This window comes from Bradyrhizobium sp. S3.3.6 (genome assembly GCF_040546905.1).
Taxonomy (GTDB): Bacteria; Pseudomonadota; Alphaproteobacteria; order Rhizobiales; family Xanthobacteraceae; genus Bradyrhizobium; species Bradyrhizobium cytisi.
The window spans coordinates 432,312-458,684 of record NZ_JBEPOT010000006.1 but is presented as its reverse complement, the minus strand read 5'-3'; the positions used below and the strand labels follow the sequence as shown (position 1 = coordinate 458,684).

General features: G+C 64.8%; 23 protein-coding genes. All 23 read right to left on the bottom strand.

Annotated elements, in window-relative coordinates:
- Position 1: 1 nt before the first annotated feature.
- The 23 genes from ABID59_RS20680 to ytfQ all read right to left on the bottom strand — a co-directional run bounded on the left by ABID59_RS20680 (position 2) and on the right by ytfQ (position 26,371).
- Positions 2 to 1,423, bottom strand: coding sequence for an amidase (locus ABID59_RS20680; protein WP_354084565.1), 1,422 nt, complete (start codon positions 1,421 to 1,423; stop codon positions 2 to 4).
- Positions 1,424 to 1,530: 107 nt separating this feature from the next.
- Positions 1,531 to 2,466 (bottom strand): carbohydrate kinase family protein, encoded by a 936-nt coding sequence (locus ABID59_RS20675; RefSeq protein WP_354084564.1) that lies wholly within the window; start codon positions 2,464 to 2,466, stop codon positions 1,531 to 1,533.
- Between the two features lie 5 nt (positions 2,467 to 2,471).
- A complete protein-coding gene (locus ABID59_RS20670) occupies positions 2,472 to 4,118 on the bottom strand; it encodes an FGGY-family carbohydrate kinase (protein WP_354084563.1) in 1,647 nt (548 codons plus the stop codon).
- Between the two features lie 38 nt (positions 4,119 to 4,156).
- Positions 4,157 to 4,930 carry an SDR family NAD(P)-dependent oxidoreductase gene (locus ABID59_RS20665; protein ID WP_148755537.1) on the bottom strand — a complete coding sequence of 258 codons (774 nt, stop codon included), beginning with the start codon at positions 4,928 to 4,930 and terminating at the stop codon, positions 4,157 to 4,159.
- 20 nt (positions 4,931 to 4,950) lie between these two features.
- Positions 4,951 to 5,958, bottom strand: a complete 1,008-nt coding sequence (locus ABID59_RS20660) for an ABC transporter ATP-binding protein (protein WP_354084562.1) — start codon at positions 5,956 to 5,958, stop codon at positions 4,951 to 4,953.
- Between the two features lie 15 nt (positions 5,959 to 5,973).
- On the bottom strand, positions 5,974 to 6,804 hold the full coding sequence (locus tag ABID59_RS20655) for a carbohydrate ABC transporter permease (RefSeq protein WP_148774067.1): 831 nt from the start codon (positions 6,802 to 6,804) through the stop codon (positions 5,974 to 5,976).
- A 4-nt stretch (positions 6,805 to 6,808) separates the two neighbouring features.
- Positions 6,809 to 7,681, bottom strand: a complete 873-nt coding sequence (locus ABID59_RS20650) for a carbohydrate ABC transporter permease (protein ID WP_354031979.1) — start codon at positions 7,679 to 7,681, stop codon at positions 6,809 to 6,811.
- An 88-nt stretch (positions 7,682 to 7,769) separates the two neighbouring features.
- Positions 7,770 to 9,080, bottom strand: coding sequence for an ABC transporter substrate-binding protein (locus tag ABID59_RS20645; RefSeq protein ID WP_354084561.1), 1,311 nt, complete (start codon positions 9,078 to 9,080; stop codon positions 7,770 to 7,772).
- A gap of 266 nt (positions 9,081 to 9,346) precedes the next feature.
- Entirely contained in the window at positions 9,347 to 10,297 is a 951-nt protein-coding gene (locus ABID59_RS20640; RefSeq protein ID WP_148754706.1) for a sugar-binding transcriptional regulator, read from the bottom strand.
- Positions 10,298 to 10,303: 6 nt separating this feature from the next.
- Entirely contained in the window at positions 10,304 to 10,960 is a 657-nt protein-coding gene (locus tag ABID59_RS20635; protein WP_354084560.1) for an HAD family hydrolase, read from the bottom strand.
- A 208-nt stretch (positions 10,961 to 11,168) separates the two neighbouring features.
- Positions 11,169 to 12,533 carry an amidohydrolase family protein gene (locus ABID59_RS20630; RefSeq protein ID WP_354084559.1) on the bottom strand — a complete coding sequence of 455 codons (1,365 nt, stop codon included), beginning with the start codon at positions 12,531 to 12,533 and terminating at the stop codon, positions 11,169 to 11,171.
- Positions 12,534 to 12,618: 85 nt separating this feature from the next.
- Complete coding sequence (locus ABID59_RS20625; protein WP_354031975.1) at positions 12,619 to 13,995, bottom strand: uracil-xanthine permease family protein; 1,377 nt, start codon at positions 13,993 to 13,995, stop codon at positions 12,619 to 12,621.
- Between the two features lie 156 nt (positions 13,996 to 14,151).
- The gene (gene mmsB, locus ABID59_RS20620) at positions 14,152 to 15,342 is read right to left on the bottom strand and encodes a multiple monosaccharide ABC transporter permease (RefSeq protein WP_148754702.1); all 1,191 of its coding nucleotides are present in this window, start codon (positions 15,340 to 15,342) and stop codon (positions 14,152 to 14,154) included.
- The gene (gene mmsA / locus ABID59_RS20615) at positions 15,339 to 16,916 is read right to left on the bottom strand and encodes a multiple monosaccharide ABC transporter ATP-binding protein (RefSeq protein WP_354031974.1); all 1,578 of its coding nucleotides are present in this window, start codon (positions 16,914 to 16,916) and stop codon (positions 15,339 to 15,341) included. Before mmsA ends, mmsB begins: the two co-directional genes overlap by 4 nt.
- Positions 16,917 to 16,979: 63 nt before the next feature.
- On the bottom strand, positions 16,980 to 18,053 hold the full coding sequence (gene chvE / locus ABID59_RS20610; protein ID WP_354084558.1) for a multiple monosaccharide ABC transporter substrate-binding protein: 1,074 nt from the start codon (positions 18,051 to 18,053) through the stop codon (positions 16,980 to 16,982).
- A 74-nt stretch (positions 18,054 to 18,127) separates the two neighbouring features.
- A complete protein-coding gene (locus ABID59_RS20605) occupies positions 18,128 to 19,006 on the bottom strand; it encodes an SMP-30/gluconolactonase/LRE family protein (RefSeq protein ID WP_354084589.1) in 879 nt (292 codons plus the stop codon).
- Complete coding sequence (locus ABID59_RS20600; protein ID WP_354084557.1) at positions 19,006 to 20,082, bottom strand: aldose epimerase family protein; 1,077 nt, start codon at positions 20,080 to 20,082, stop codon at positions 19,006 to 19,008. The genes ABID59_RS20605 and ABID59_RS20600 overlap by 1 nt, the downstream gene beginning before the upstream one ends.
- Positions 20,083 to 20,084: 2 nt before the next feature.
- Positions 20,085 to 21,011 carry a Gfo/Idh/MocA family protein gene (locus ABID59_RS20595; protein WP_354084556.1) on the bottom strand — a complete coding sequence of 309 codons (927 nt, stop codon included), beginning with the start codon at positions 21,009 to 21,011 and terminating at the stop codon, positions 20,085 to 20,087.
- Complete coding sequence (locus ABID59_RS20590; protein ID WP_354031971.1) at positions 21,004 to 21,783, bottom strand: FadR/GntR family transcriptional regulator; 780 nt, start codon at positions 21,781 to 21,783, stop codon at positions 21,004 to 21,006. The genes ABID59_RS20595 and ABID59_RS20590 overlap by 8 nt, the downstream gene beginning before the upstream one ends.
- A complete protein-coding gene (yjfF, locus tag ABID59_RS20585) occupies positions 21,780 to 22,760 on the bottom strand; it encodes a galactofuranose ABC transporter, permease protein YjfF (RefSeq protein WP_354084555.1) in 981 nt (326 codons plus the stop codon). Before yjfF ends, ABID59_RS20590 begins: the two co-directional genes overlap by 4 nt.
- Positions 22,757 to 23,749: an ABC transporter permease gene (locus tag ABID59_RS20580; RefSeq protein WP_354084554.1), complete on the bottom strand. Its 993-nt coding sequence runs from the start codon at positions 23,747 to 23,749 to the stop codon at positions 22,757 to 22,759. Before ABID59_RS20580 ends, yjfF begins: the two co-directional genes overlap by 4 nt.
- Positions 23,746 to 25,287, bottom strand: coding sequence for a sugar ABC transporter ATP-binding protein (locus ABID59_RS20575; protein WP_354084553.1), 1,542 nt, complete (start codon positions 25,285 to 25,287; stop codon positions 23,746 to 23,748). Before ABID59_RS20575 ends, ABID59_RS20580 begins: the two co-directional genes overlap by 4 nt.
- Positions 25,288 to 25,405: 118 nt before the next feature.
- Complete coding sequence (gene ytfQ / locus ABID59_RS20570) at positions 25,406 to 26,371, bottom strand: galactofuranose ABC transporter, galactofuranose-binding protein YtfQ (protein ID WP_354031967.1); 966 nt, start codon at positions 26,369 to 26,371, stop codon at positions 25,406 to 25,408.
- Between the last annotated feature and the right edge of the window lie 2 nt (positions 26,372 to 26,373).

Below are 26,373 nucleotides of genomic sequence, written 5' to 3'. Positions count from 1 at the left end.
CTCAAGCCGGCCGGCGGGCGAGAAGGTCGTGCGAGGCCTCGAACAGCGCGCTGACGCGGAGCAATTCGGCGTCGGCCCGGAAGCGGCCCACAAGCTGGAGCCCGATCGGCAGGCCGTCGCGACCAAAACCGCAGGGCAGACTGATCGCGGGGTGACCGGTCATGTTGAACGGCATGGTCCAGGGGAACCAGTGCGGCCGGACGCTGTCAAACTGCTGGCCGTCGATCTCGATGGTGCCGAACAGGTCCTGGTCGATCGGCAGCGCGGTGCGGGTGATGGTCGGCATCGCCAGAAGGTGTCCATGCGCAAGCAGGGATTGCACGCGACGAAACAACGCCGTGCGCGCGAACATCGCCTCTTGATAGTCAACGCCGCTCACATTCGTCGCCAGCGCAATCTGCCTGACGAAGGTCTCGCTGAGGACGTCGCCATGCTCCGCCACCAGCTTCGAGAAGCGCGAGCGCCAGACGGTGTGGTTGATGGCGCGCCAGACCGGCTCGACGTCGTATCCCTCGCCGGAGAATTCCTCAAGCTCGGCACCCAGGCTCGCGAGCCGATCGAGGCTCGCCTTGAACGCTGTGGCAACATCCGCCGACACCGGGCGGCCGGGTGGCGAGGCGCAGAACAGGATTTTCTGCCCGCGCAGATCACCGCGCGGGGCAGCGGAGCCTATGAAATCGGCCACAGGCACACCGATCGACCAGGGATCGCAGGCATCCTCGCCGGCCATCGCCTGCATCATCAATGCCGTGTCGGCGATAGTGCGCGTGGTCGGTGTGACATAGGTCTGGTTGCCGAACGCATCGAGCGCCTGGCTGTGCGCGATCACGCCGTTACTCTGCTTCAAGCCAACGACGCCGTTGCAGGCGGCCGGAATCCGCGTCGAGCCGCCGCCATCGGTGGCAATCGCCAGCGGCGCGATGCCGCTCGCCACCGCAACGGCCGCCCCGCCGCTGGAGCCGCCGGACGAACGCTCCGCACTCCACGCATTGCGGGTGCGCCCGAACAGCGGTGAATCGGTCAGGCACTTGCTGCCGAACTCCGGCGTCGTGGTCTTGCCGATCAGGATCGCACCTTCCGCGCGTAGCTTTGCGACCGCGACGGCATCCTCGGTGGGGACGTTATCCTTGTAGGGAACGGCGCCAAAAGTCGTCTTCACGCCGCGTGTGTTGACGATGTCCTTGACGGTGACGGGAAGCCCATGCAGCAGGCCGAGCGGCTCGCCGGCCATCACCTTGCGCTCGGCTTCGCGCGCCGCTGCCATCGCCTCATCGCCACAGAGCGTGATGAAGCAGTTCAATTCGCCCTGTAATGCCTCGGCGCGCGCGAGCACGGCGCGGGTGATCTCGACCGGCGAGATCTGCTTGCTGTTGATGCGTTCGCGCAGTTCGGTGGCAGAGAGGAAACAGAGATCGTCGCTCATCAGGGCAGGCTCGCGTCAGGACGCGCGGACCTTGCCACTGCGGACTTGCCCTGTCCATTTCGGCTGGCGCATGGCCGCAGTCCGCCCGGACATCGGCCTTTGCGTGCCTACCAGCTCCAGCTGATCTCGTGGCTCCAGGGCGGATCGGCACCCGGACGGGTGCAGGTCAGGCCGGCGCAATTGGCGGCAAAGGACAGCGCGCGGCGGAGCTCGTCTGCGCCGATGTTCTTCAATTGTTGCCGGGCGAGGCGCCCCTGCTTGTGCAGGGCGAACAGCAATGCGGCCTGAAAGCTGTCGCCGGCGCCGATCGTGTCGGCGACCTCGATCTGCGGCGCCTCAACCTCGATCTGCCCTGCCTTTGCATGCCAGGCGATGGCGCCATTGTTGCCGCGGGTGACGACGACGAGACTTGTGCCCTGCGCCAAGAGCGCACTCGCGCGTTGCTGATGAGGCTCCTCGCCGAAGAGATAGGCGAAGTCAACGTCCGACATCTTGACAAGATCGGCGCTCGCGGCGAACTTGGCCATGCGCGCAAGATAGGCCGGCTTGTCCTTGACCAGATTGGGCCGGCAGTTCGGATCGAAGGAAATCGTTGATGAGGCCCGCGCATCTGTGATCAGGGCCTTGGTCTCGGCAGCGCCCCGGTCGTTGACCAGCGTGGTCGAGCCGACATGGACGGCCTCGACCGTATCGAACGGGATGGTGCCGCGCCGAAACGTCCAGTTCCGCGTCGCAGTCCCGGCGTCGTAGAAAGCGTAATGCGACTCGCCGGCGACGATGCGGACGAAGGCGAGCGTGGTCTGATGATCGCTGCGGGTGGCGAGACCAAGCTCGACGTTCGAGGCGGCGGCGTGTTCCGCGATCATGCGCCCGAACAGATCGGTCGAGACGCCGCCGACGAAACCGGTCGGTGCGCCGAGCCGCGCGATGCCGATTGCGACGTTGAGGCAGGAGCCGCCGACCGCCGGCATCACCGCTTCGCGGCCATCGGCGTTTTTCGTCGGCACAAAATCGATCAGCGCATCGCCGCAGGAAATCAGCATGTCTCTTAACCCTTGGCGATGTCGCGCATCGCCGCGCGGCTGCCGCGATCGACCTCGCGCAGCAGCTTGTAGACCTCGCGCTTCCTGGTGTGAAACGCGGCCATGTCGGGCGCGGTCGGCTCACTCTTGCGTCCAAGCGCCGACATTTTGGCCATGGTCTCGCCGATCGAGGCATAGGCCCCACCGGCAACCGCACCCAGCATCGCGGCACCCAGCAGCACCGGCTCGCTGGTTTGCGGCAGCGCGACAGTAAGGCCGGTGGTATCGGCCATGATCTGGCGCACCAGCGGACTGCGGCTGGCGCCGCCGCCCATGATCATGATGCCTGCATGCACGCCATGTGCGGCAAAGGCCTCGATCACCTCGGCGAGCCCGTAGGCCAGCCCGCAGAGACCTGCAATAAACAACCGCTCCATCGAGCTGACGTCGGTGTCGAGGTCGAGGCCTGTGATCACGGCGCGCGTGTCGGGGTCAGCGTAAGGCGAGCGGTTGCCGATGAATTCAGGAAGCACATGAACGTCGCGGGCGAGCAGCGCGGCGCGGCTGGCATCGCCGGCGCGCGCGATGATGCGGCGCTCGAGAAACTCGATGAGGTCGACGCCCTCGCCGCGCGCTGCCGCGCTCGCTTCCGCGTGGCCGGGATGCGATTTGAGGAGATGGTCGATCGCCGCGCCTGCCGCCGACTGGCCGCCTTCATTGAGCCAGAAGTCCGGCACCATGCCGGAGTAATATGGACCCCAGACGCCGGGCACAAAGCACGGCTCCTTCGTCGTCGCCATGATGCAGGCCGACGTTCCCATGATGTAAGCCAGGCGATCGCCGACGTCGGTCGTTCCGCCCGATCCGTCACGCCCGCCGATCGCGCCGATGCCGCCGGCATGGGCGTCAATCAAGGAGGCACCGACCGGCGTGCCAACGGACAGGCCGAGATCGGTGGCGGCCACGCGGGTGAGCCCGGCGCCGAGCCGCGTGCCGGGGGCGACGATCTCGGTGCCGATGCGGGCGTATTTCTCGCTGACGAAGTCAGACAGGCCAATGCGCTGAAAGAACGGCGCACTCCAGCCGCCGCCGTCATGCGCGAGGTAGTTCCATTTGCAGGTGACTGTGCAGGTCGAGCGCTGCAGCGAACCGGTCGCGCGCCAGGTCAGATAGTCCGCCAGATCGAAGAAATGCCCGGCGGCGTCAAAACTCGCGCGCAGATGCCGCTTCAGCCACAACAGTTTTGGCATCTCCATCTCGGGCGAGATCGAGCCGCCGACATAGCGCAGCACTGAGTCGCCGGTCTCGTTGATCAGCCGCGCCTCAGCGATGGCACGGTGATCCATCCAGACGATGACGTTGCGGTGCTTGTCGCCGGAGGCACTCACCGTGACCGGCTCGCCCTGGCGGTCGAGCACCACCAGGGAACAGGTCGCGTCGAAACCGATGCCGCCGATGCTGTCGGGCGCGATTGCCGCCTCCGCCAACGCCGCCCGCACCGATTTGACGCAGGCCTCCCAGATGTCCTGGGACGACTGCTCGACGACGTCGCCAGCCTCTTGCCAGATCCGGATCGGATGCTTGGCGGTCGCCAACAGCGAGCCGGCCTCGTCAAACACCCCTGCCCGCGTGCTCGTGGTCCCCACGTCGACGCCGATATACGCTTGCGGCATAGTCGCTCCTGGTCGCTCTCGTCAGTTTTGACGCAAGCCTACCAGCAAGTATAGCCGCCATCCACCAGCACGATGCTGCCAGTCATGAGGCTCGCAGCCTCGGATGCCAGGAATAGGACCACCGAGGCGATCTCCTCGACCTGCCCCATCCGCCCCATCGGGGTTCCACCGATCCAGGCGTCGTACATTCTCGGGGTGCTCTTCACGAAAGCGTTGAGCGGCGTGTCGATATAGGTTGGCGCCACCGCATTGACGCGGATGCCGCGCGCGCCCCATTCGGCCGCCAGCGACTTGGTCAGATGGTGTACGCCGGCCTTGGAGGCGTTGTAGAAGCACTGCTCCTGCGGCTTGTTGACGATGAAACCGGACATCGAGCCGACATTGACGATGGCGCCGCTCCTGGCCTTGAGCATGTGCTTGCCGAACTCGCGGCAACACCAGAAGGTGCCGTTGAGATTGACGTCGATGACGTTGAGCCAGTGCTCGTCGGTGACGGTCTCGGCCGGCGTTTCGCTGCGCGCAATGCCGGCATTGTTGACGAGGATGTCGACCTTGCCGTGCCGAGCGACGAGATCATTGGCGACCTCCGCCACGCGCTTGGTGTCGGTGACGTCCATGATCGCGGTCTCGATGTCAAAACCCTTCGCCTTCAGGCTGGCCTTGGCGTCTCCGGCGACCTTGCTGTCGCGGTCACCGATAATGACCTTGGCGCCGGCCTCGGCCAGCGCCTCCGCGCAGGCAAGCCCAATGCCCTGCCCGCCGCCGGTGATGAACGCGGTCTTGCCGCTCAGCTTGAATTTTTCCAGGTACATGGTCGTATTCCCGTTTCTTGTTAGTTCCGAAGCGCGTTGCCGCTTGCGTCGAAGCGGTGAATGCGCGCGGGGTCCGGCACCAGCGACACGCGGTCGCCGGCATGCAGGCTCAATTCGCCGATGTAGCGTGCCGTCAGCATGCCGAGCGGTCCGGCGTCGACGTAGAGAAAGGTGTCGCTGCCGAGGTGTTCGGCGACCGCGATCGTGCCCGGCCAGCCACCGGCGCCGTCGCGCTCGATCTTGATGTGCTCGGGCCTTACACCGATGGTCGCCGCCCCCTTCTGCGCGGCATTTTCGCCGGTGACGAAATTCATCTTGGGCGAGCCGATGAAGCCGGCAACGAAGAGATTCGCGGGCCGCTCATAGAGCTCCAGCGGCGAGCCGTATTGCTCGATCTTGCCACCGTTGAGCACGACGATCTTGTCGGCCATGGTCATGGCCTCGACCTGGTCGTGGGTGACGTAAATCGCGGTGGTGCCGAGCTGCTTCTGCAGCCGCGTGACCTCGATACGCATCTGCACGCGCAGCGCGGCGTCGAGGTTCGACAGCGGCTCGTCGAACAGGAACGCCTTGGGCTCGCGGACGATGGCACGGCCGATCGCGACGCGCTGGCGCTGGCCGCCGGAGAGTTCGCGAGGCTTGCGGTCAAGATAGGGCGTGAGGTTGAGCGTCGCGGCGGCGGCCTCCACCTTGCGGTTGGTTTCGTCTTTGGAGAGGCCCGCCATCTTCAGGCCGAAACCGATATTGCCGCGCACGCTCATATGCGGATAGAGCGCGTAGGACTGGAACACCATCGAGAGCCCACGCTTCGCGGGGGGCGTATCGACGACGTTCTTGCCGTCGATCAAAATCTTGCCGCCGCTGACGTCCTCGAGCCCGGCGATCAGCCGCAGCAGCGTGGTCTTGCCGCAGCCGGACGGTCCCACGAACACCACGAATGAGCCGTCCGCGATCTCGAGATCGGCGCCCTTGATGATGTGCACGGGGCCGAACGATTTCTGCACGTCCTGAAGCGTAATCTGACCCATGATCCGGCAGCCCCTTTACTTTACCGCGCCGAAGGTGAGCCCGCGCACGAGCTGCTTCTGGCTGAACCAACCGAGGATGATGATGGGCGCGATCGCCAGCGTGGAAGCCGCCGACAGCTTGGCCCAGAACAGTCCTTCCGGACTGGAATAGGACGCGATGAACACCGTGAGCGGCGCGGCATTCGAGGTCGACAGATTGAGCGTCCAGAACGCCTCGTTCCAGGCGAGGATCAGATTGAGCAGCATGGTCGACGCCAACCCCGGGATCGCCATCGGCGTCAGCACATAGACGAGCTCGCGGCCGATGGTGGCGCCGTCCATGCGCGCGGCTTCGAGGATGTCGCGCGGGATTTCCTTGAAATAGGTGAACAGCATCCAGATCACGATCGGCAAGTTTCCGAGACAGAGGATGAAGACAAGACCGATGCGGGAATCGAGCAGGCCAAAGCTCTTGTAGATCAGGTAGATCGGCACCAGCACGCCGACCGGCGGCATCATCTTGGTCGAAAGCATCCAGAGCAGAATGTCCTTGGTGCGCTTCGTCGGCGAGAACGCCATCGACCAGGCTGCGGGGATCGCGATCAGCAGCGCGATCAGCGTCGAGCCGCCGGCGATGATGATCGAGTTCATGGCATGGAGCAGATAGTCGCTGCGCTCCTGCACGGTCGCATAGTTTTCCGTGGTCCAGTGGAAGAACAGGAAGGACGGCGGAATGGCGAAGGCCTCGAGCTCGGTCTTGAAGCTCGCCAGCACCATCCACAGGATCGGAAAGAAGATCAGGAAGCCAAAGAACCACGCCCCGATCGTCGAGACCACCACCCGTTGCGTCGTTGACTTGCGCGCCATGATTTCAGGCTTCCAGGTTGCGGCCGACTATGCGGACGAGGAAGAAGGCGACGACATTGGCGATGACCACAGCCACGAGGCCACCCGCCGAGGCGCTGCCGACGTCGAACTGGATCAGCGCCTGCGAGTAGATCAGGAAGGCGATGTTGGTGGTTTGCAGACCCGGTCCGCCGCCGGTGGTGACGAAGATCTCGGCGAACACGGTCAGCAGGAAAATGGTCTCGATCAGGATCACCACCGTGATCGGGCGTGCCAGATGCGGCAGCGTGATGTAGATGAAGGTCGAGACGGCGCTGGCGCCATCCATCTCGGCCGCCTCCTTCTGCTCCTCGTCGAGCGATTGCAGCGCGGTGAGCAGGATCAGCGTCGCGAACGGCAGCCATTGCCAGGCCACGATCAGGATCACGGCAAACAGCGGCGCGTCGGTGAACCAGTCGATCGGCGTCGCCCCGACCAATCTTGCGAGCCAGGCAAACAGGCCGGATACCGGATGCATCAGCAAGTTTTTCCAGACCAGCGCGCTCACGGTCGGCATCACGAAGAACGGCGCGATCACCATCAGCCGCACGATGTTGCGGCCGATCACCGGCTGATCCATCAGCAGCGCCAGCGGAATGCCGAGTAGGATCGTCAGCGCCAGCACCGAGCCGACCAGCACCAGCGTGTTCTGGAGTGAGGCGAGGAAGGCGGGATCGGTGAGGAAGTAGCGGAAATTCTCAAGCCCGACGAATGATTCCGAACCAGGATCGAGCAGGCTGTAATGCAGCGTGGAGAAATAGAGCGTCAGCGCGAGCGGGACGATCATCCAGATGAACAAGAGCCCGACGGCCGGGGTCAGGAGCGACCGCGCAAGGAGCTGCGTCTGCCGGGTTGCCATCCTCAGGCTCTCCGCTTGGAGGAAGAAGGCGGCCATCCATCCGGGGTTGGAGGATGGCCGCAAGTTTGAGCTCAGGGAGAGCTCGGGTTCATTTGATGTAGCCGGCGCGCTTCATCTCGCGCTCGGTGACGGATTGCGCGGCGGTCAGCGCCGCATCGACAGTCATCGAGCCCGCAAGTGCTGCAGAGAATTGCTGCCCCACCTGCGTGCCGATGCCCTGGAATTCGGGGATCGCGGCATATTGCACGCCGACGTAAGGCACGGGCTTCACGGTCGGCTTGTTCGGATCAGCCGCGTCGATCGAGGCCAGCGTCAGCTTCGCGAAGGGAGCGACCTTCAGATACTCTTCGTTCTTGTAGAGCGAGGTGCGCGTGCCGGGCGGCACGTTGGCCCAGCCCTCCCTCGAGGCCACGAGCTTGGTGTAGTCCTTGTTCGTCGCCCAGGCGATGAACTTCTCGGCCGCCTCGGTCTTCTTCGAGCCGGCCGGGATCGCGAGGCTCCAGGCCCACAGCCAGTTGGCGTTCTTGCCAAGCCCGGTGTTGGGCGCGAGCGCGAAGCCGACCCTGTCGGCAACCGTGGACTGACTCGGGTTGGTGACGAAGGACGCCGCCACCGTCGCATCGATCCACATGCCGCACTTGCCGGCGTTGAACAGCGCCAGATTTTCATTGAAGCCGTTCGAGCTCGCGCCGGGAGGGCCAGCGTCCTTCATCAGATTGACGTAGGTCGTGAGCGTCGTCTTCCATTCCGGCGTGTTGAACTGCGGCTCCCACTTCTCATCGAACCAGCGTGCGCCGTAGGAATTGGCCATTGCCGAGAGGAAGGCCATGTTCTCGCCCCAGCCGGCCTTGCCGCGCAGGCAGATGCCGTAGACGCCGCCGTTCTTGTCGGTGAGCTTCTTGGCAGCATCGATCACGAACTCCCAGGTCGGCTTTTCCGGCATCTTCAGGCCGGCCTTCTCGAACAGATCGGTCCGGTACATGATCATCGAGCTCTCGCCGTAGAACGGCGCGGCATAGAGCTTGCCGTCGACGGAGACAGCATCCTTGATCTTCGGCAGGAGATCGGCGACGTCGTAATCGGCGCCGAGATTGGAGAGCGGCACCAGCCAGCCCTTCTTGGCCCAGATCGGCACCTCGTAGGTGCCGATGGTCAGCACGTCGAACTGGCCGCCCTTGGTGGCGATGTCGGTGGTGACGCGCTGGCGCAGCACGTTTTCCTCGAGCGTCACCCATTTCACCGAAATGTCGGGGTTCGCCTTGGTGAATTCGCCGGTCAGGCCCTGCATGCGGATCATGTCGCCATTGTTGACGGTGGCGATCGTCAGGGTCGTTTCGGCCATCGCGGGGACGGCAAGCAGTACGGACGCGCCGCAGACGGCGCCCAAAAATTGTTTCACGGTGACCTCCCTAGCCCGCGCTTTTGAGCATATGCCCACGCGTTGAGCGTATGTTCGGACGAGGGGCGGCGCTTGTCAAGCAGGCTCGCAGCCTTCCCCGCAACTTATGAGTGCTGCGGTGCGGCAACCTTTCCGTCATGCCCCGCGAAGGCGGGGCATCCAGTAATCCGTGCAGTCAGTTGGTTTGCCCCAAGCTGGGCCGCGGCGTACTGGATCATCCGCTTTCGCGGATGATGACAGCGGCTCAAGCGGCGAGACAGCCCGCCCTACCGCTCCAGGATCGCCCTTGCGGTGGCTTCGTCGGTGATCAGGCCGTTGATCAGACCCCCGTTCAACGCAGCCGCGATCGCCGGCACCTTGGCCGCACCGACCGCGGCGCCGATGGTCGTGGTCTTGGCCGGGACCTCCGGCGGAATGCTGGTGAGGCGCTTGTTGGTGCCGGCCTTGAGCACGCGCCCCTTGGAATCATAGGCCCAGCCGGTGATCTCGCCGATGGCGCCCTGCCGCATCATCTCGAACAATTCATCGCGCGTGACGAAGCCGTCGACATGGACCTGCGCCTTCTGGTCCATCTGGCCGATGCCGACGAGGCGTAAGTCCGCCTTGGCCGCCACCGCCTTGACCTTCGCGATCGGCTCGATCCGCACCATCTTGTTGCGCTCGTCCTCCGACGACATCAGGAACGGCAGCGGCATCGGGTAATGCCGCGCACCGGTGCGGTCGGCGAGCCGGCCGACGGTGTCATAGAAGCTCGCGGAACCGTCGGCGGAGATGTTGCCGACCAGCGAGACGATCTGGTGGTTGGGCCGGTCGATCGGCGTGACGCGCTCGACGGCGGCGCGCACCGCCCGCCCCGTGCCGAGCGCGACGATGACAGGCGTCTCCGAGCGCAGCGTCGCGTCCAGCAGATTGGCGCAGCGCTCGGCGATGCCGGCGGTGGCCTGAGGCGCCGCAGGATCGGCCGGCACCACCTCGCAATAGCTAAGGTCAAACCGCTCCTTCAGCTGCGCGGCCAATTCCATGCAGGCAGCGATCGGATGTTCGAGCCGGAACGTGATCAGCCGCTCGGCGAGGCACAGCGACACCAGCCGCTGCGCCGAGGCGCGCGACACCTGGAGCATCTTTGCGATCTCGTCCTGGGTGTGGCCGGCAATGAAATAGAGCCAGCCGGCACGCGCGGCGTCGTCGAGCCTGGATTTTTCGTTCTCGACGGCCATGCGGCCTCACGCCTCCCAGAATTCGCTCATGCGCGCGAAGACCCGATCGGCTCCGGCGGCGGACAATATAGCGCGGCCATCGCGCGCGCGATAATGGTCACCGCCGACAAATCCCCAGACCATCATGCCTGCCGCCTTGGCAGCCTGCACGCCGCTGACACTGTCCTCGATCACCAGCGTGCGCGCGGGATCGGCCTGCATTTTCCCGGCAGCGTGAAGAAAGAGATCCGGCGCCGGCTTCCCGCGCCTGACCATCTCTGCGGTGTAGAGCCGGTCGCCGAAATGCCGCGCGAGGCCGGTGACGTCCAGCGACAGCGAGACGCGGTCGAGGTCGCTCGACGACGCCACACAGCGCGGCGTCTCCAATTCGGACAGAACCGCGCCGACGCCGGGGATCGGCTGGAGCGCTCCCGCAAAGGTCTCGAGCACGCGCGCCTTCAGGCCCGGAAAGAAATCGTCAGGCAGGGTGTGCCCGAGATCGCGATAGTGCTGCTCGATCGCCTTGGTGCTGCGCCCGAGGAAGAGTTCGAGCGCCTGCTCCACACTGAGCTGAAGGCCGAACTCCGCCAGAACCTCGGAGAGGCAGCGGCAGCTCAACAACTCGCTGTCGACGAGCACGCCGTCGCAATCGAAGATGATCAGATCGGGCTTGCCTGGATCCATCGCCGCATTCGATCATATACTCACTCACTGGGCAATAGCTCAGCCACTGGCCGATCTGTCGAGGACTATCAGGGTACGTCAAGCGACGCGCGCCCATTTCCTCCGCGCAACATCGAGCAAGCGAGAATGGGCACGGCGCAAATGCACCTTTGTCCGGCAGACGCGCACCGCCGGTATCGATCATCGGCGACTATGCCTGAAGACCGCCCTAACGCTTCCGTTCGAGCTTGGCGGCCCGATGCTTCTGCGAAACCGGATGAATGCGCTGGATCGGAGCGCGAGCGACCGCATCGCGGGCGCGGCGCGCGATCTCATGCATCAGGGCGCGGCCGTCCCAATCGACCGGCCATCCCCGCCAGAGCCGCAAGCGGCCTGCGACAAACACTGCCACGATCTGGTCGCGGTTGCCGAGCCGCACCAGTTCCCACGTCAGATCCCAGGACGGGCTGAACTCCGGCACATCGATGTCGACGAGCAGAAAATCCGCGGCAAGGCCGGGCGCGATCGCGCCGGTGACACCGGCGAGTCCCGATGCGTCCGCGCCTCGCTGGGTCGCGTGCTCGAGCCAGGTCCAACCACCGCCACAGGATGAGTCGCCGTTGGCAAGCCCGAACGCAAGCCTCTGCGCAGCCTCGGCCGCATCGACCAGACGGAAGGCGTCGCTGCGCGTGCCGTCGGTACCGATGCCGAAGCGAATGCCGAGGGTCGCCATCAGCGTCGCCGGCGCCACCGCATTGCCCTTCCATTGCGAGGCAACGGGATTATAGGCGACCGCCGTATTGGTTTCCCGCAGCATTGCGAGTTCCGTGGGCGTGACCAATGTGCCGTGGGCGATCAAAACATGCGGGCCGAGCACGCCCAGATCGTAGAGGTATTCGAGCGGACGTCGTCCCACCTGCGTCAGCGAACGCTCGACGGCAGCAAGATGCTCGTTGACATGACTCTGGAATACTGCGCGAGAACGCGCAGCCAGGAACGACGTCTCGCGCAGCATGTCGGCGGTGGCGGCCTCGGGAATCGAGATTGCCAGCGATGGATGCACCAGACTGTCGGCGCGCCAGCGTGCGAGATGCGCTTCAGCGCGAGCCAAGATCGTGTCGCGATCTGCGGCGGCCCCGCCGCCACCAAGATCGTTGCAAATGAAGCCGAGGACACAGCGCAGGCCGGCTTCTTTGGCGGCCTTTGCGACCGCCGCAACGCTCCCCTCGGCGCGCGTCCCGGCATCGACCACCGCGGTGAAACCACCACGCAGCGACTCCAATGCCGCGGCCTTGGCGGTGAGGTAGACGAGCTCGTCGTCGAGCACGCCTTCGAGCGGCACCCAGATGCGCCGGAAAATCTCCGACGGTTCGCCGAAGGCCAGCGCCTTGCCAAAGGTCTGGGTCAGATGGTGGTGCGCATCGACGAAGCCGGGCATCAAGAGCTTGCCCGGCAGCGGCAGCTCGGCGAGACCGGGATGACGCGCGCGGACCTGCATCCGCGGGCCGACGTCTGCGAACTTGCCGCCGCTGACGACGACCGCATGGTCCGGGACGGGCCCGTCGCCGAGCATCAACTGGTCCGGGGCCAGCATCAGTTCTCCGGCGGTCAACTGGTCCGGACTGAGATCGGGAGGCATGACTGAACCTAGACTGGTTTGGAGCGGCGAGCGGAAATCGTTACTCGGCCGCCACTTGCGTGTCGGGCGCAATTGGATCGGCAAGTTCGCCGGCGGGCTCTGCGTGGCCGAAGGCAAATTTCGGGCGGACATGATGGAACAGGATGTTGAGGAGCACCGCGACGACGGTTCCGGCGGCAAGCCCGTTGCCAAGGATCATCTGCACACCGGCGGGAAATTTGCTGTAAATGCCGGGCACCAGGATCGGCAGCAAACCGACTGCGAGCGCAGCAGCGAGCGTGAATAGGTTGCCGTGCTCGCGCAGATCCACCTTGCGCAGCATATCGATGCCCATCACCGCGATGATGCAGAATACGATGATCGCGGTGCCGCCGACGACGGCGCCGGGGATCGCATTGACCAGCCGGCCGAGCGGCGCGAGCAGGGCGATGACGAGCAGGATGATCCCGCTCGTCGCGGTCACGTAGCGCGAGCGCACGCCGGTGGCGCGGACGATACCGATATTTTCGCCGCTGGTGATGATGAGCGACGTCCCGAAGCATCCCCCCAACAATGAGATCAGCGCGTCGCCGCGAATTGTCTTCGACACATCGTCACGCGGCACGATCTCCTTGCCGACCACATCCGCTATCGCCACCGTCTGTCCCGTAGCTTCCGCCATAGAGATGATGCTGAAGACGATCAGCGGCACTGCCGAAACGAGGTCGAAGTGCGGCACTCCAAACGGAAACGGCTGCGGCAAGGCAATGACGGGACCCGACAGGATGCCGTCGAAACTCATATTGCCGGTCAACGCGGCAGCGATCGTCCCGATCAACAGGCCAAACAGGACGGACAACTGCCCTGCGATGCCGGTGAACAAGCGCGCGAATATCAGCGTGAAGCCGACCGTGCATAGCGCCAGGAGGACGCCCTTCGGAGCTGCGAAATCCGGTGAACCAGGCGTGCCGGTGATGATGCCGCCATATACCTTGACAAGGTTGATGGCGACGAGCAGCAGCATCGTACCGATGACAAGCCTCGGGAAGTAGATCACGCAACGCGCGAACACGGGCAGAAACACAAAATAGAATAGCGCCGTGAGGATGACCGCGCCCGACGCGGTCTGGATGTCGGTCTGCTGCGCGATCGTAAGAAAGATCACGATCGGAGCACCGCCCGGCACCATGATGAACGGCAACCGCGCACCAAACCTAAACGGGCCGATGCTCTGCAACAGCGAGCCGAGCCCGCACATCAGAAACGTGGCGCTGATCAGGTTGACGGTGAGGTCAGATGACAGATGGAGCGCCCTGCCGACCAGAAACACGGCGGTGATCGGCGAGGCCGCCATCACAAGCACATGCTGCAGCCCGAGCAGGATGAGCCGAGACACCGGCAGGACTTCGTCGACGGGATCGGTAACGGCAGCGGGCATCTCACGGGTCCTTGCAATCCCGTAAAACGAAGCAAATGTTGTGCCGCCACTCGGTGGTATTGCCGTGTTCTGGCCGAAGCGTGACCTAGGCCCCGCATGGCTGGCGGACGTCAGCCGACGACCCGTCCGACATCCATCGCCACCCGATACCGCCCCTCACCGTCGCTGATTATACACGTCGATGCACACCGCCCCGAGCAACACCAGTCCTTTGATCACCTGCTGGTAATCGATGCCGATGCCGAGGATGGACATGCCGTTGTTCATCACGCCCATGATCATGGCGCCGACCACGGCGCCGCCGACGCGCCCGACGCCGCCATAGGCCGAGGCGCCGCCGATGAAGCAGGCGGCGATGACGTCGAGCTCGAAGCCAAGGCCCGCTTTCGGGGTTGCGGTGTTGAGGCGCGCGGCAAAAACCAGGCCGGCGAGCGCGGCCAGCGCGCCCATGTTGACAAAGGTGAAGAAGGTCAGCCGCTCGGTCTTGATACCCGACAGGCCTGCAGCCTTGGCGTTGCCGCCGACGGCATAAATCTGCCGGCCGATCACGGTGCGGCGGGTGACGAAGCCATAGAGCGCGATCAGGGCGCTCATGATGACCAGCACGTTGGGCAGGCCGCGATAGGTCGCGATCAGATAGGTGAAATAGAGCACCGCACAGGCGAGGACGACGCTCTTGCCGAGGAAGAACGCGTAGGGCTCAACTTCGATGCCGTGTGAGACCTCACGCGTGCGGCTCTTGGCGCTGGCATAGACCAGCCCCAATGCCAGTACCGCGCCGATCAGCATCGAGGTCGGATGCAGCGTGCCGGCCTCGGGCAGCACCTCCGGAATGAAGCCCGACGACAGCTTCTGGAAGGTCGACGGAAACGGCCCCAGCGACTGGCCCTGCAAAACGGCAAGCGCAAGGCCCTTGAACACCAGCATGCCGGCCAGGGTCACGATGAAGGACGGGATCTTGAAATAGGCGACCCAATAGCCCTGCGCGGCGCCGATGGCCGCGCCGACAGCGAGGCAGATGATGAAGGCGAGCGTGTAGTCGACCTTGTAGGTCACCATGAGGAGAGCGGCGACCGCACCGACGAAACCCGCCACCGAACCGACCGACAGGTCGATATGGCCGGTGACGATCACCAGCAGCATGCCCAGCGCCATGATGACGATGTAGCTGTTCTGCAACACCAGGTTGGTCAGGTTGAGCGGCTGCAGCAGCGTGCCGCCGGTCATGACCTGGAAGAACAGCATGATCGCGATCAGCGACATCAGCATGCCGTAGTTGCGCAGATTGTTCTTGATGAAGCTGCCGTGCCGGCGCTCTTCGGGCAGCGAAACCGTCTTGTCGGTCATGGCTGCGATCCTCCCATCTCCGCGGCCTCGACCGCGCCGTTTCCATTGCTTCGTTCGTTGCGCATGATGGCGCGCATGATCTTTTCCTGTGTCGCCTCAGCGCCCGGGAACTCGCCCACAAAGGCGCCGTCGTTCATGACGCAGATGCGGTCGCAGATGCCGAGCAGCTCTGGCATCTCCGAGGAGATCACAACCACGCCGCGGCCGGCTTCCGCAAGCTCGTTGATGATACAGTAAATCTCGTATTTGGCACCGACGTCGATGCCCCTCGTCGGCTCGTCCAGAATCAGGACCTTGGGGTCGGTCATCAGCCATTTCGACAGCACGACCTTCTGCTGGTTCCCGCCGGAGAGCTGGCCGGTCTCCTGGTAGACGTCGGAACAGCGGATCCGCATGCGGGTACGGTAGTCGCTGGCGACCTTCAGCTCGGCGATGTCGTCGATCACCCGCCCCGGCGCGACCTGCTTGAGGCTTGCCAGCGTGATGTTCTTGCGGACGTCGTCGGCCAGGATCAGCCCGAGTTGCTTGCGGTCCTCGGTGACATAGGCAAGGCCGGCGTCGATCGCGGCGGCAACGCTCGTCAGCGCGATCTCGTGGCCTTCGAGGGCGATGCGGCCGCTGACATTGGTGCCCCAAGACCGGCCGAACAGGCTCATGGCGAACTCGGTGCGGCCGGCGCCCATCAGCCCGGCGATGCCGACGACCTCGCCGCGCTTGACGCCGAAATTGACGTTCTTGATCACCTGCCGATCGGGATGAATGGGGTGATAGACCGACCAGTTCGAAACCTCGAGAACGGGCTCGCCGATCTTGGCGCTGCGCTCGGGGAAGCGATGGGCGAGATCGCGATTGACCATGCTGCGGATGATGCGGTCTTCCTGGATCGGCTCGGCCCGGCAGTCGATGCCGTCGACGGTGCGGCCGTCGCGCAGCACGGTGATGTGGTCGGCGACGCGGGCGACCTCGTTGAGCTTGTGCGAGATCAGGATCGAGCCGATGCCCTGCTCGCGGAATTTCATAAGGCGTTCCAGCAAGGCGGCGCTGTCAGCCTCGTTCAGGCTCGCGGTCGGCTCGTCCAGGATCAGCATCCGGACGCGCTTGGACAGCGCCTTCGCAATCTCGACCAGCTGCTGCTTGCCGACGCCGAGATCGGTGATCAGCGTATCCGGCGATTCCTTCAGCCCGACCTGCGCAAGCAGCTCGCGCGTCCGCCGGTACACCTCGTCGCGATCGATCACGCCGAGCTTCGACGGCGGATGCGACAGGAAGATGTTTTCCGCGATCGACATCAGCGGGATCAGCGCCAGTTCCTGGTGGATGATGATGATGCCGAGCGCTTCGGAATCGTTGATGTCGCGGAAGCGGCGCTCTTCGCCTTCGAAGACGATGGTGCCTTCGTAGCTGCCCGCCGGGTAGACGCCGCTCAGCACCTTCATCAGCGTCGATTTGCCGGCGCCGTTCTCGCCGACAAGGGCGTGGATCTGGCCGGCCTCGACCGAGAAGTTGACGTCGCGCAGCGCCTGAACACCGGCAAAGCTCTTGCTGACGTTGCGCATCTCCAGCATGGCGGTCATGATTTTCGTCCTCGATCGATGCTAGTTCCCTCTCCCCGCAAGCGGGGAGAGGGAACAGGTCTCTTACTGGAACTGCGCCTTCTTGTAGTAGCCGCTGTCAACCAGGGTCTTCTCCCAATTGTCCTTGTACACCACGACCGGCTTCAGGAGATAGGACGGGATGGTCTTGACACCGTTCTCATAGGTTTTGGTGTCGTTGACCGTCACCTGCTTGCCGGCGAGCGCGGCGTCGACCATGTCGGCGGTCACCTTGGCGAGATCGCGGGTGTCCTTGAAGATGGTCGAGTACTGATCGCCGCGCAGCATGGCCTTGATCGAGGGCACCTCGGCGTCCTGGCCCGAGATGATCGGCATCGGCTGATCGGCGCTGCCGTAGCCGACACCTTTCAGCGAGGAGATGATGCCGATCGAGAGGCCGTCATAAGGCGACAGCACCGCGCTGACCTTCTTGTTGCCGTAGTAGGCACTGAGCAGATTGTCCATGCGGGACTGGGCGGTGGCGCCGTCCCAGCGCAAGGTCGCGACCTTGTCCATGCCCATCTGACCGGAGGCGACTACGAGCTTGCCGCTATCGATATAGGGCTTCAGCACGCTCATCGCGCCGTTGTAGAAGAAGTAGGCGTTGTTGTCGTCCGGCGAGCCGCCGAACAGCTCGATGTTGAACGGACCCTTGCCTTCCCTGAGACCAAGCCCCTTCTCGATCGATTCCGCCTGGAGCACGCCGACCTGGAAATTGTCGAAGGTCGCATAATAGTCGACATTCGGCGTGCCGCGGATCAGGCGGTCATAGGCGATCACGGTGATGCCCTTGGCCTTGGCCTGCTTGAGCACGTCAGACAGCGTGGTGCCGTCGATCGCGGCGATCACCAGCGCCTTCGCGCCCTTGGTCACCATGTTCTCGACCTGCGAGAGCTGGTTCGGGATGTCGTCCTCGGCATATTGCAGGTCGGTGTTGTAGCCGCGCTCCTTCAGTACCTTGACCATGTTGTTGCCGTCGTCGATCCAGCGCGCCGAGGATTTCGTCGGCATCGAGATGCCCACGGTCGCCTTCTCCTGTGCGGAGGCGGTGACGCCTGCGGCCATCGTTGCGGCGCCGGCCAGCGCCAATGCGAGAAATGTCGTCTTCAATTTCAACATGCTTCACTCCCTTTGGGTGTCAGACTGATTCTTAGTGTCGTCGAGAACAGAGGTAAAGGTCGGCTTCGGATCTCCTATGCGAGCTTGACATCGGGCTCCGCGCGACCGCGCGCGGAGGCTTGTAGCAGAAAGGTGCAGCCGGCCTGCGGATCGGCGGCGCGCGCCTCGGCATCCATATCCTGCCACGCCGAGGTGACGAGCAGGCGCGACAGATCGGCGCCGACGAAAGCGGGACAGCTCGCCTGCCTGGCCGGCACGCGCAGCGAGCGCAGGCGCTCGCCTTGTGGTGAGTAGACGTCGACGCGGCCCGCCCCCCAGCAGGCGTTCCAGATTTGCCCGTCGGCGTCGCATACCGAGCCGTCGAGGCCGCCAATGCCAGTGTGATGCAGCAGCACCTCCGGTTCGCCGCGCGGCAGGCCGGTGGCGGGATCGAGCGGCACCGCATAGAGCACGGCGCGCGCGGTGTCGGTGAAATAGCCGGTGGTGCCGTCCGGCGAAAAGCAGATCGAGTTGGGAATGCTGATGCCGGAAAACAGCGTCGAGATCTTGCCGCGGTGGAGCGCGTAGATCGCTCCCAGCTCCCGCTCGGCTTTGCGCCCCATGGTGCCGATCCAGAACGTGCCTGATTGATGCACGCGGCAATCGTTGGAGCGCGTGGCGGGGTTGTCCGCTTCGAGCGGGCAGAACAGCGTCATCGCGCCGTCGGCCACGCTGCGGATGTAACAACCATCTTCCGCGACGATCAGCTGGTGTTCGGCATCGATCCGCCCAAGCGCGCTCGCCATCCGGCCAAGCGCATGGATGCGGATCGTGCCGCTGCCAAGATGCGCCTCGAACAGGCGCCCCTCGCGAATATCAAACCACCACGCTGTATCGGTGGTGACATCATAGGTCGGGCCTTCGCCGAGGTGACAGTGGTCGGCGGAGAGAACAGAGGTCAGCACCTCCTCCATCATGGCGTCCTCACGGCGAAGCGATAGACGGTGTGATGCCGATAGACGCCACCGGGATCGAGGCGCGGGCTCGGGAAATCAGGCCGGTTCGGTGAATTGGGCCACATGTGGGGCTCCAGGCACAACGCGTCCGACTGCCGGATCAGCTTGCCGCCCTTGCCCAAGATCGTGCCGTCGAGATAGTTGCCGGAATAGACCTGGAGGCCGGGCTGATCGGTCAACAGCTCCATGATGCGACCCGAGCGCGGCGCCTCCAGCCGGGCCGCGAGCGCGAGCTTGCCGTCGCGCGCGAGACAATAGGTGTGGTCGTAGCCCCTGCCGTTGCGCAATTGCTGATCGCTCTCGCGAATGCGCGCGCCGACGGCGTGTGCCTCACGGAAATCGAACGGCGTGCCGGCCACGGCGCGCGGCGGCTCCGGCAGCGGAATCGCGGTGGGATCGATGGCCAGGAAATGCTCGGCCTTAACCGTCAGCCTGTGATCGAGGGTGGGCGTGCCTGAGGTCGCGCCTTCCAGATTGAAGAAACTGTGGTTGGTCAGGTTGACGATGGTCGGACGGTCGGTCCGTGCCTCCATCGTCAACGACAGCTCGGCCGGCCCGGTGACGCGATAGGTCAGGCGCACATCGAGCTTGCCGGGATAATTCTCCTCGCCATGCGGGCTGCTGTAGGTCAGCGTGACCGCAGGACTAGCGCCATCGTCGAGCTCGGCAATGTCCCAGAGCTTGCGGTCAAAGCCGTCGAGGCCGCCATGCAGCGCATTCGGGCCGTTGTTGATTGGAAGCTGGAAGGTCTCGCCATCGAGCGAGAACTGCCCGTTGGCGATGCGGTTGGCGTAGCGGCCGACGGTCGCGCCAAAAAACTTCCGTTCGGCGAGATAGCCGGCAAAGGCATCATGGCCGAGCACGACGTCGTCGTAACCGCCCTTAGCGTCCGACGCGATCAGCGCCTGGATCACCGCGCCATGAGTGATGATGCGAGCCTCAAACCCGCCCTCGCCGCACAGCACAATGCGCTCGACCTTGCGTCCGTCTGGCAGCGTTCCAAAAACGTCTTTTGTTATTTTCGAGCCAGCCATCTCTAGTCCACAAATGGTTCGACGATGTTGCGCTTGCCGAGCAGGAAAGCGTCGGCAACGAGGCGAAGCGGTGCCAGATCGACGTCGCTCGTGCCGCTCGCGGCAAGCTTGACGAAGCGCCGATACAACTCGCGATATTCCTCATCGGGCGCGTCGGCAACAACCTTGCCGTCGACCGCCATGATCCTGCCGCCGCGGGACAAGGTCATCCGGCCCTCGTCGGTTTCGACCAGGATATCCCAGCTCTGCGGCCCGGTCTGGCGGAAGTCGAATTCGGCCGTGATCGGCAAGCCGCCGATGTCGGTCAGCGTCAAATTGGCGGCAATCGGCGACTGGCAATTGGCCGGAAAAGCGAGCTCAGCCGCGATGACAAACACCGGCCTCGGCAGGATGCGGGTCAGGATCGATAGCGCGTTGATACCGGGGTCGAACACGCCGAGCCCGCCCGGCTCCCAGATCCAGGCCTGGCCGGGATGCCAGACGCGGACGTCTTCCTTCCAATTGATGTGCACCGATTTGATCCGGCGCGCAGCCAGCCATTCGCGGGCCGGCTCGACCGCGGGTGCATGGCGCGAATGCCAGGTCGCAAACAGGGTCCGCTTTGCCTCCGACGCCATCGCGATCAACGGATCGAGCTCGGCAACGCCGATGCCGGGCGGCTTCTCCAGCATGACATGCTTGCCGGCGGCGAGAGCCGCGGCGGCCTGGCCACGACGCACCTGCGGCGGCGTGCAGAGCGACACCGCGTCGATCTGCGGTCCCTTATCCAGCAGTTCCTCGACGGTCGCGAAATGCGGCAGGCCCGGCAGCGAGGCGTTGCGGCTCGCAATTGCGGCGAGCATCGCGCCTGGCACTGCGGCAATTGCGCCGACATGCTGGTCGCGCGCAATCTTGCCGAAGCCGACGATGGCGATGCGAAGTTCAGTCACGCTTATTCTCCACTTTCGCGGACGGCAGCGGCTCGGCAGGGGCCGTCTCGATCACAGTGCCCTCATGGCGGCGCATGCCGTTGTGAATGACATAGACCATCGCCTCCGACGCCATCCCGGCATCGCCGCACGTGATCGCATCGACGATCTTCTGATGCCAGAGCAGCACGGTGTCGCGGTCCTCCGGCTCGACCGGGGCACTGAGCAGGAACGAGGCGCGCAAGGCGGCCTCGATCACATGTCCGATCGAGCGCATGAACAGATTACCCGATGCCCGCGCCACCGCAACGTGCAGCGCGAGATCGGCATCGGCAAAGCTGACGGAATCGGAAGCCTCGAGCCGCATCCGTTCCATGCTGCGGCGAAGCTCTGCGATATCCTCCTCGGACCGGTGCGCCGCCGCCAGCGCTGCGGCGCGCGGCTCGACCGCGAGGCGGATCTCGGCAAGGTCGTCGAGGAAGCGCTTGTCGATGCCGGCGTCGAGATGCCAGGCCAGCACGTCGGCATCGAACATGTTCCAGGCGGCGCGCTCGCGCACGACGGTGCCGACCCGCGCCTTGGTGGTCAAAAGCCCCTTGGCGACGAGCGTCTTCACGCTCTCGCGCAGCACCGGCCGCGACACGCCGAACATCGCAATCAGCTCGGCATCGCCCGGAAGCCGCGCCCCTTCCGCATAGCGGCCAGCGATGATATCGACGCCGATCGAGCGAGCCACTTCCGCGTGGTTGGAATGAGCCCGCCGTGTCGGGATGATGACGATGCGCGAGGTCATGAGACGGCTCCCGTGCGTTTCGCCACCGGCCGTCGCGCCAGTGCGACCAGCCCCTGCTGCAGGGCGATGAAGGCGAACAGCAAGATGCCGGTCGCGATCTTGGTCCACCAGCTCGACAGCGTCCCGTCGAAATTGATGTAGGTCTGGATCATGCCCTGGATCAGCACGCCGAGGAAGGTGCCGATCACCGAGCCCTGCCCGCCGGTGAGCAGCGTGCCGCCGATGACCACGGCCGCGATGCTATCGAGCTCGACGCCGACGGCGGAGAGAGAATAGCCGGCGCTGGTGTAGAAGGAGAACACGATGCCGGCTAACCCTGCGAGCACGCTCGACAGCATGTAGACCTTCACTGTCATCCTGCCGACCGCGACGCCCATCAGGCTTGCGGTGGCCCGGCCGCCGCCGAGTGCATAGACATTGGCGCCGAACCGGGTGAGACGCAGCAGCAGAACGCCGCCGATCACGATCGCGAGCATGATGATCGCGATCGTGGTCAACCGCCCGCCCCCGGGCATGCGCAACGCGAAATCCGACACGGTCGAATAGACCGGCGCCGTGATTGGCACAGATTCCGTCGAGAGCAGGAAGCTCGCGCCGCGCGCCAGGAACATGCCGGCAAGCGTGACGATGAACGGCGGCAGGTCGAACACGTGAATGATCGCGCCCATCGCGGCGCCAAAGGCCGCCGAGAGCACGATGATGGCGACGAAAGCGACCAGCGGCGGCACTCCCCAGCGCTCGATTGCGAGCGCCACGAACACGGTGGTGAAGCCGATCACCGAGCCGACCGACAGATCGATGCCGCCGGAGATGATGACGAAGGTCATGCCGGTTGCGACGATGCCAAGAAAGGCGTTGTCGGTCAGGAGATTGCCGACCACGCGGGTCGAGGCGATGTTGGGAAACTGCAGCGCGCAGAGGGCGAAGCCTGCGACGAGGACGAGGGCCGTGATCAGGACGGGCGGCAGGCCTTTCATGGTTTCGTCCCCCGCAGCCACGCCATGATACCGGCAAAGGCGGACAGTTTTGGCGATTGCAGCAGCAGCACCGCGAGCACCACCATGGCCTTGACCAGCAGGTTGAACTCCGGCGGATAGCCTGACAGCAAAATGCCGGTGTTCATGGTCTGAATGATCAGCGCACCGAGCACCGCCAGGACAAGGCTGAAGCGGCCGCCGAACAGCGAGGTGCCGCCGATCACCACCGCGAGGATGGCGTCGAGCTCGAGCCAAAGGCCGGCATTGTTGGCATCCGCGCCCATGATGTCGGCCGCGGCGATCACGCCGGCGAGCGCGGCGCAAACGCCGCACCAGACATAGACCGCCAAGATCATCGCGCGCGTGCCGACGCCGGCAAGCTCGCTCGCCCGCGCATTGCCGCCGGTCGCCTCGATGAGGAGCCCGAGCGCCGAGCCGCGCACCACTGCGCCGGTGAGGAGCAGCATGCCGAGCGCAATCGCGATCGGCACCGGCACGCCGAGAATGGCGCCGTTGCCGAGCCAGACCAGATCCGGCGACGTGAAGGTCACGATGCGACCTTCGGTGATGAGCTGGGCGATGCCGCGACCGGCGACCATCAGGATCAGCGTCGCCACGATCGGCTGCATGCCAAGCACCGCGACGAGGAAGCCGTTCCACAATCCGCAGACGAGCCCCGCGCCGAGCGCCGCCGCCAGCACCACCGGCAGGCCGTGGCTGTCGGCGAGGCTCGCCGCGATCGCGCCGCAGATCGCCATCACCGCGCCGACGGAGAGATCGATGCCGCGCGTCGCGATCACCAGCACCATGCCGAGCGAGAGCAGCGCCACCGGCGTGCCGCGGTTGAGCACGTCGATGATGCTGCCGAACAGACGGCCGTCCTGGAGACGCAAGTCGAAGAATTGCGGCGACACTACGCGGTCGACCGCGAGGATGACGACCAGCGCGAGGATCTGGGCAAGGCCGCGGCGCGGCAATAGCGCTGTCATGCCCGCGCCTCTTGCATCGCTGCGCCATCGGCGGCGATGGCCGCGAGAATGTTGGTGACGTCGATGGCCTCGCCCGAGAGCTCCTCGACATGGGCACGATCGCGCAGCACGACCACACGGTCGGAATAGGTCACGATCTCGTCGAGTTCCGAGGAGATCACGAGCAACGCCAGCCCATCGTCGCAGAGCTCGCGGATCAGGCGGATGATCTCGGCATGCGCGCCGACATCGATACCGCGCGTGGGTTCATCCAGCACGAGGAGCCGCGGCGAAGTCGCGAGCCAGCGCGCCAGCAGAACCTTTTGCTGATTGCCGCCGGAGAGCAGGCCGACGGGCCGCTCGGCATCGGGCGGGCGGATATCGAGCATCTTGACGTAACGGCGCGCGATCTCGTCCTGCTCGCGACGCGACAGCGGCCGATGCAGCCCGCGCTTGGCCTGAAGCGCCAGCACGATATTCTCGCGCACGGTGAGCTCGGCGACGATGCCGTCGGTCTTGCGCTCCTCCGGGCAATAGCCAAAGCCGTGGCGCACGCCATCTCGCGGCGACTGCAGCCGCACGGAAGCGCCTTCCACCCTCGCCTGCCCGCCATCGGCGCGCTCGGCGCCGAACACCAGCCGCGCCGTCTCGGTGCGACCCGAGCCGAGGAGGCCAGCGAGGCCAACGACCTCGCCATGGCGCAGCTCGAGATTGAATGGGGCGACATAGCCGGCCTTGCCGTAGTTCTCGAAACTCGCACAGATCTCGCGAACCTTGTGCTCGCCGACTGCCGCCCGCGCGCTGGTGGTCTCGGCCAGCTCGCGGCCGAGCATCATCCGGATCAGCTCGAGCCGTGGCAGCGAAGCGGTCTCGCGCTCGCCGACCAGGCGACCGTTGCGCAAGACGGTGATGCGGTCGGAGATCTCGTAGACCTGATCGAGGAAATGACTGACGAAGACGATGCCGATGCCGCGCTTGGCCAACTGGCGCATGATGCCGAACAATATCTCGACCTCATGACGGTCGAGGCTCGCGGTCGGCTCGTCCAGGATCAGCACGCGTGCGGACAGATCGACGGCCCGCGCGATCGCGGTGACATGCTGCACGGCCACCGAATAATGGCCGAGTGGCGCTGCGACATCGATATCGAGGCCGAACTCCGTGAGCAGCGCTTTGGCGCGGCGACGCATCTCGCCTTCGCGCACGATGCCGAAGCGCATCGGCTGGCGGTCGAGAAACAGGTTCTGCGCCACCGACAGGTTCGGCAGCAGGTTGACCTCCTGGTAAACGGTGGCAATACCGGCCTGCAGCGCGGCCTTGGCAGAACGCGGCGCGACCTCTTCGCCGCCCAGACGGACGACACCGGCATCGCGCGGGAACACGCCGGTGATGACCTTGATCAGCGTGGATTTTCCGGCGCCGTTCTCGCCGAGCAGAGCATGGATCTCGCCAGGACGAAGCGTGAAGTCGACCTCCTGCAACGCGCGCACCGCACCGAAGCTCTTGCTGATCCCGCGCGCCTCCAGCAGGCAAGGAGCAGGATCAAGGCTGTTCTCCATAACGACGTCACTCCCACCGGCGCCCGCTTATGCTGCGGACACCCAGCCTATTCGTTCGTGCGGCGGATGCGAAGGGGGGTTGCCGGACCGCAAAGCGCGATCCGGCAAGGTGCCCGCCTCAGTAACCGAGGCCCTTCTTGCTGTCGTATTCCTTCTGCGGATCGTCGGCGACGGTGAGAAGCCTGGATTCGGTCTGGATCCACTTCGGCGGAACAGTGCCCTTCTCCTTGAACGCCGCGACGGCATCGAAGGCCGGGCCCGCCATGTTCGGCGTCAGCTCGACCGTCGCGTTGGCCTCGCCCGCCACCATCGCCTTGAAGATATCGGGAACCGCGTCGATCGAGACGGTGAGGATGTCCTTGCCCGGCTTGAGGCCGGCTTCCTTCATCGCCTGGATCGCGCCGACCATCATGTCGTCGTTGTGAGCATAGACCGCGCAGATCGTCTTGCCGCCGCCTTCGGCCTTGATGAAGCTCTCCATGACTTCCTTGCCCTTGGCGCGGGTGAAGTCGCCGGTCTGGCTGCGCACCACCTTCAAATTGGCGTGCTTGGCGATGGCGGTGTCAAAACCCTTCTTGCGGTTGGCGGCGACGCTGGCGCCGACCGTGCCCTGCAATTCGACGACGTTGCAGGCCTTCTCGCCTACGGTCTTGGCCAGCCATTCGCCGGCGACGGCGCCTTCATGCACGCTGTCCGAGGTGACGGCGGTGAGATAGAGGTCCTTGCCGGACGGATCGATGTCGCGGTCCAGCAGCACGACCGGGATCTTGGCTTCCTTGGCTTCCTTCAGCACCGAATCCCAGCCGGTCGAGACCACGGGCGCGAGGAAGATCGCATCGACATTCTGCGCGATGAAGGAGCGGATCGCCTTGATCTGGTTCTCCTGCTTCTGCTGTGCATCGGCGATCTTGAGATTGACCTTGCGCTTGGTGGCCTCCTGCTTGGAGACCGAAGTCTCGGCCGCGCGCCAGCCGGATTCCGATCCGATCTGCGAGAAGCCGATGGTGAGCTCGGCCGCATTGGCCGGCAGCGCGAGCAACAACGCGGCCGTGGCGCTGGCCGCAAAAAGGGCTTTGAAGGTCATCA

Coding starts and splice junctions, on each gene's coding strand:
- ABID59_RS20625 (WP_354031975.1), bottom strand. CDS start 13,995: ATGCCCGCTGCCGTTACCGATCCCGTCGACGAAGTCCTGCCGGTGTCT.
- ABID59_RS20670 (WP_354084563.1), bottom strand. CDS start 4,118: ATGCCGCAAGCGTATATCGGCGTCGACGTGGGGACCACGAGCACGCGG.
- ABID59_RS20635 (WP_354084560.1), bottom strand. CDS start 10,960: ATGGATCCAGGCAAGCCCGATCTGATCATCTTCGATTGCGACGGCGTG.
- ytfQ (WP_354031967.1), bottom strand. CDS start 26,371: ATGACCTTCAAAGCCCTTTTTGCGGCCAGCGCCACGGCCGCGTTGTTG.
- ABID59_RS20665 (WP_148755537.1), bottom strand. CDS start 4,930: ATGTACCTGGAAAAATTCAAGCTGAGCGGCAAGACCGCGTTCATCACC.
- ABID59_RS20650 (WP_354031979.1), bottom strand. CDS start 7,681: ATGGCAACCCGGCAGACGCAGCTCCTTGCGCGGTCGCTCCTGACCCCG.
- yjfF (WP_354084555.1), bottom strand. CDS start 22,760: ATGAAAGGCCTGCCGCCCGTCCTGATCACGGCCCTCGTCCTCGTCGCA.
- ABID59_RS20675 (WP_354084564.1), bottom strand. CDS start 2,466: ATGCTGATTTCCTGCGGCGATGCGCTGATCGATTTTGTGCCGACGAAA.
- mmsA (WP_354031974.1), bottom strand. CDS start 16,916: ATGACCGCCATGCTGGAGATGCGCAACGTCAGCAAGAGCTTTGCCGGT.
- ABID59_RS20575 (WP_354084553.1), bottom strand. CDS start 25,287: ATGGAGAACAGCCTTGATCCTGCTCCTTGCCTGCTGGAGGCGCGCGGG.
- chvE (WP_354084558.1), bottom strand. CDS start 18,053: ATGTTGAAATTGAAGACGACATTTCTCGCATTGGCGCTGGCCGGCGCC.
- ABID59_RS20655 (WP_148774067.1), bottom strand. CDS start 6,804: ATGGCGCGCAAGTCAACGACGCAACGGGTGGTGGTCTCGACGATCGGG.
- ABID59_RS20640 (WP_148754706.1), bottom strand. CDS start 10,297: ATGGCCGTCGAGAACGAAAAATCCAGGCTCGACGACGCCGCGCGTGCC.
- ABID59_RS20630 (WP_354084559.1), bottom strand. CDS start 12,533: ATGCTGGCCCCGGACCAGTTGATGCTCGGCGACGGGCCCGTCCCGGAC.
- ABID59_RS20605 (WP_354084589.1), bottom strand. CDS start 19,006: ATGGAGGAGGTGCTGACCTCTGTTCTCTCCGCCGACCACTGTCACCTC.
- ABID59_RS20680 (WP_354084565.1), bottom strand. CDS start 1,423: ATGAGCGACGATCTCTGTTTCCTCTCTGCCACCGAACTGCGCGAACGC.
- ABID59_RS20590 (WP_354031971.1), bottom strand. CDS start 21,783: ATGACCTCGCGCATCGTCATCATCCCGACACGGCGGGCTCATTCCAAC.
- ABID59_RS20580 (WP_354084554.1), bottom strand. CDS start 23,749: ATGACAGCGCTATTGCCGCGCCGCGGCCTTGCCCAGATCCTCGCGCTG.
- ABID59_RS20600 (WP_354084557.1), bottom strand. CDS start 20,082: ATGGCTGGCTCGAAAATAACAAAAGACGTTTTTGGAACGCTGCCAGAC.
- ABID59_RS20660 (WP_354084562.1), bottom strand. CDS start 5,958: ATGGGTCAGATTACGCTTCAGGACGTGCAGAAATCGTTCGGCCCCGTG.
- mmsB (WP_148754702.1), bottom strand. CDS start 15,342: ATGACCGACAAGACGGTTTCGCTGCCCGAAGAGCGCCGGCACGGCAGC.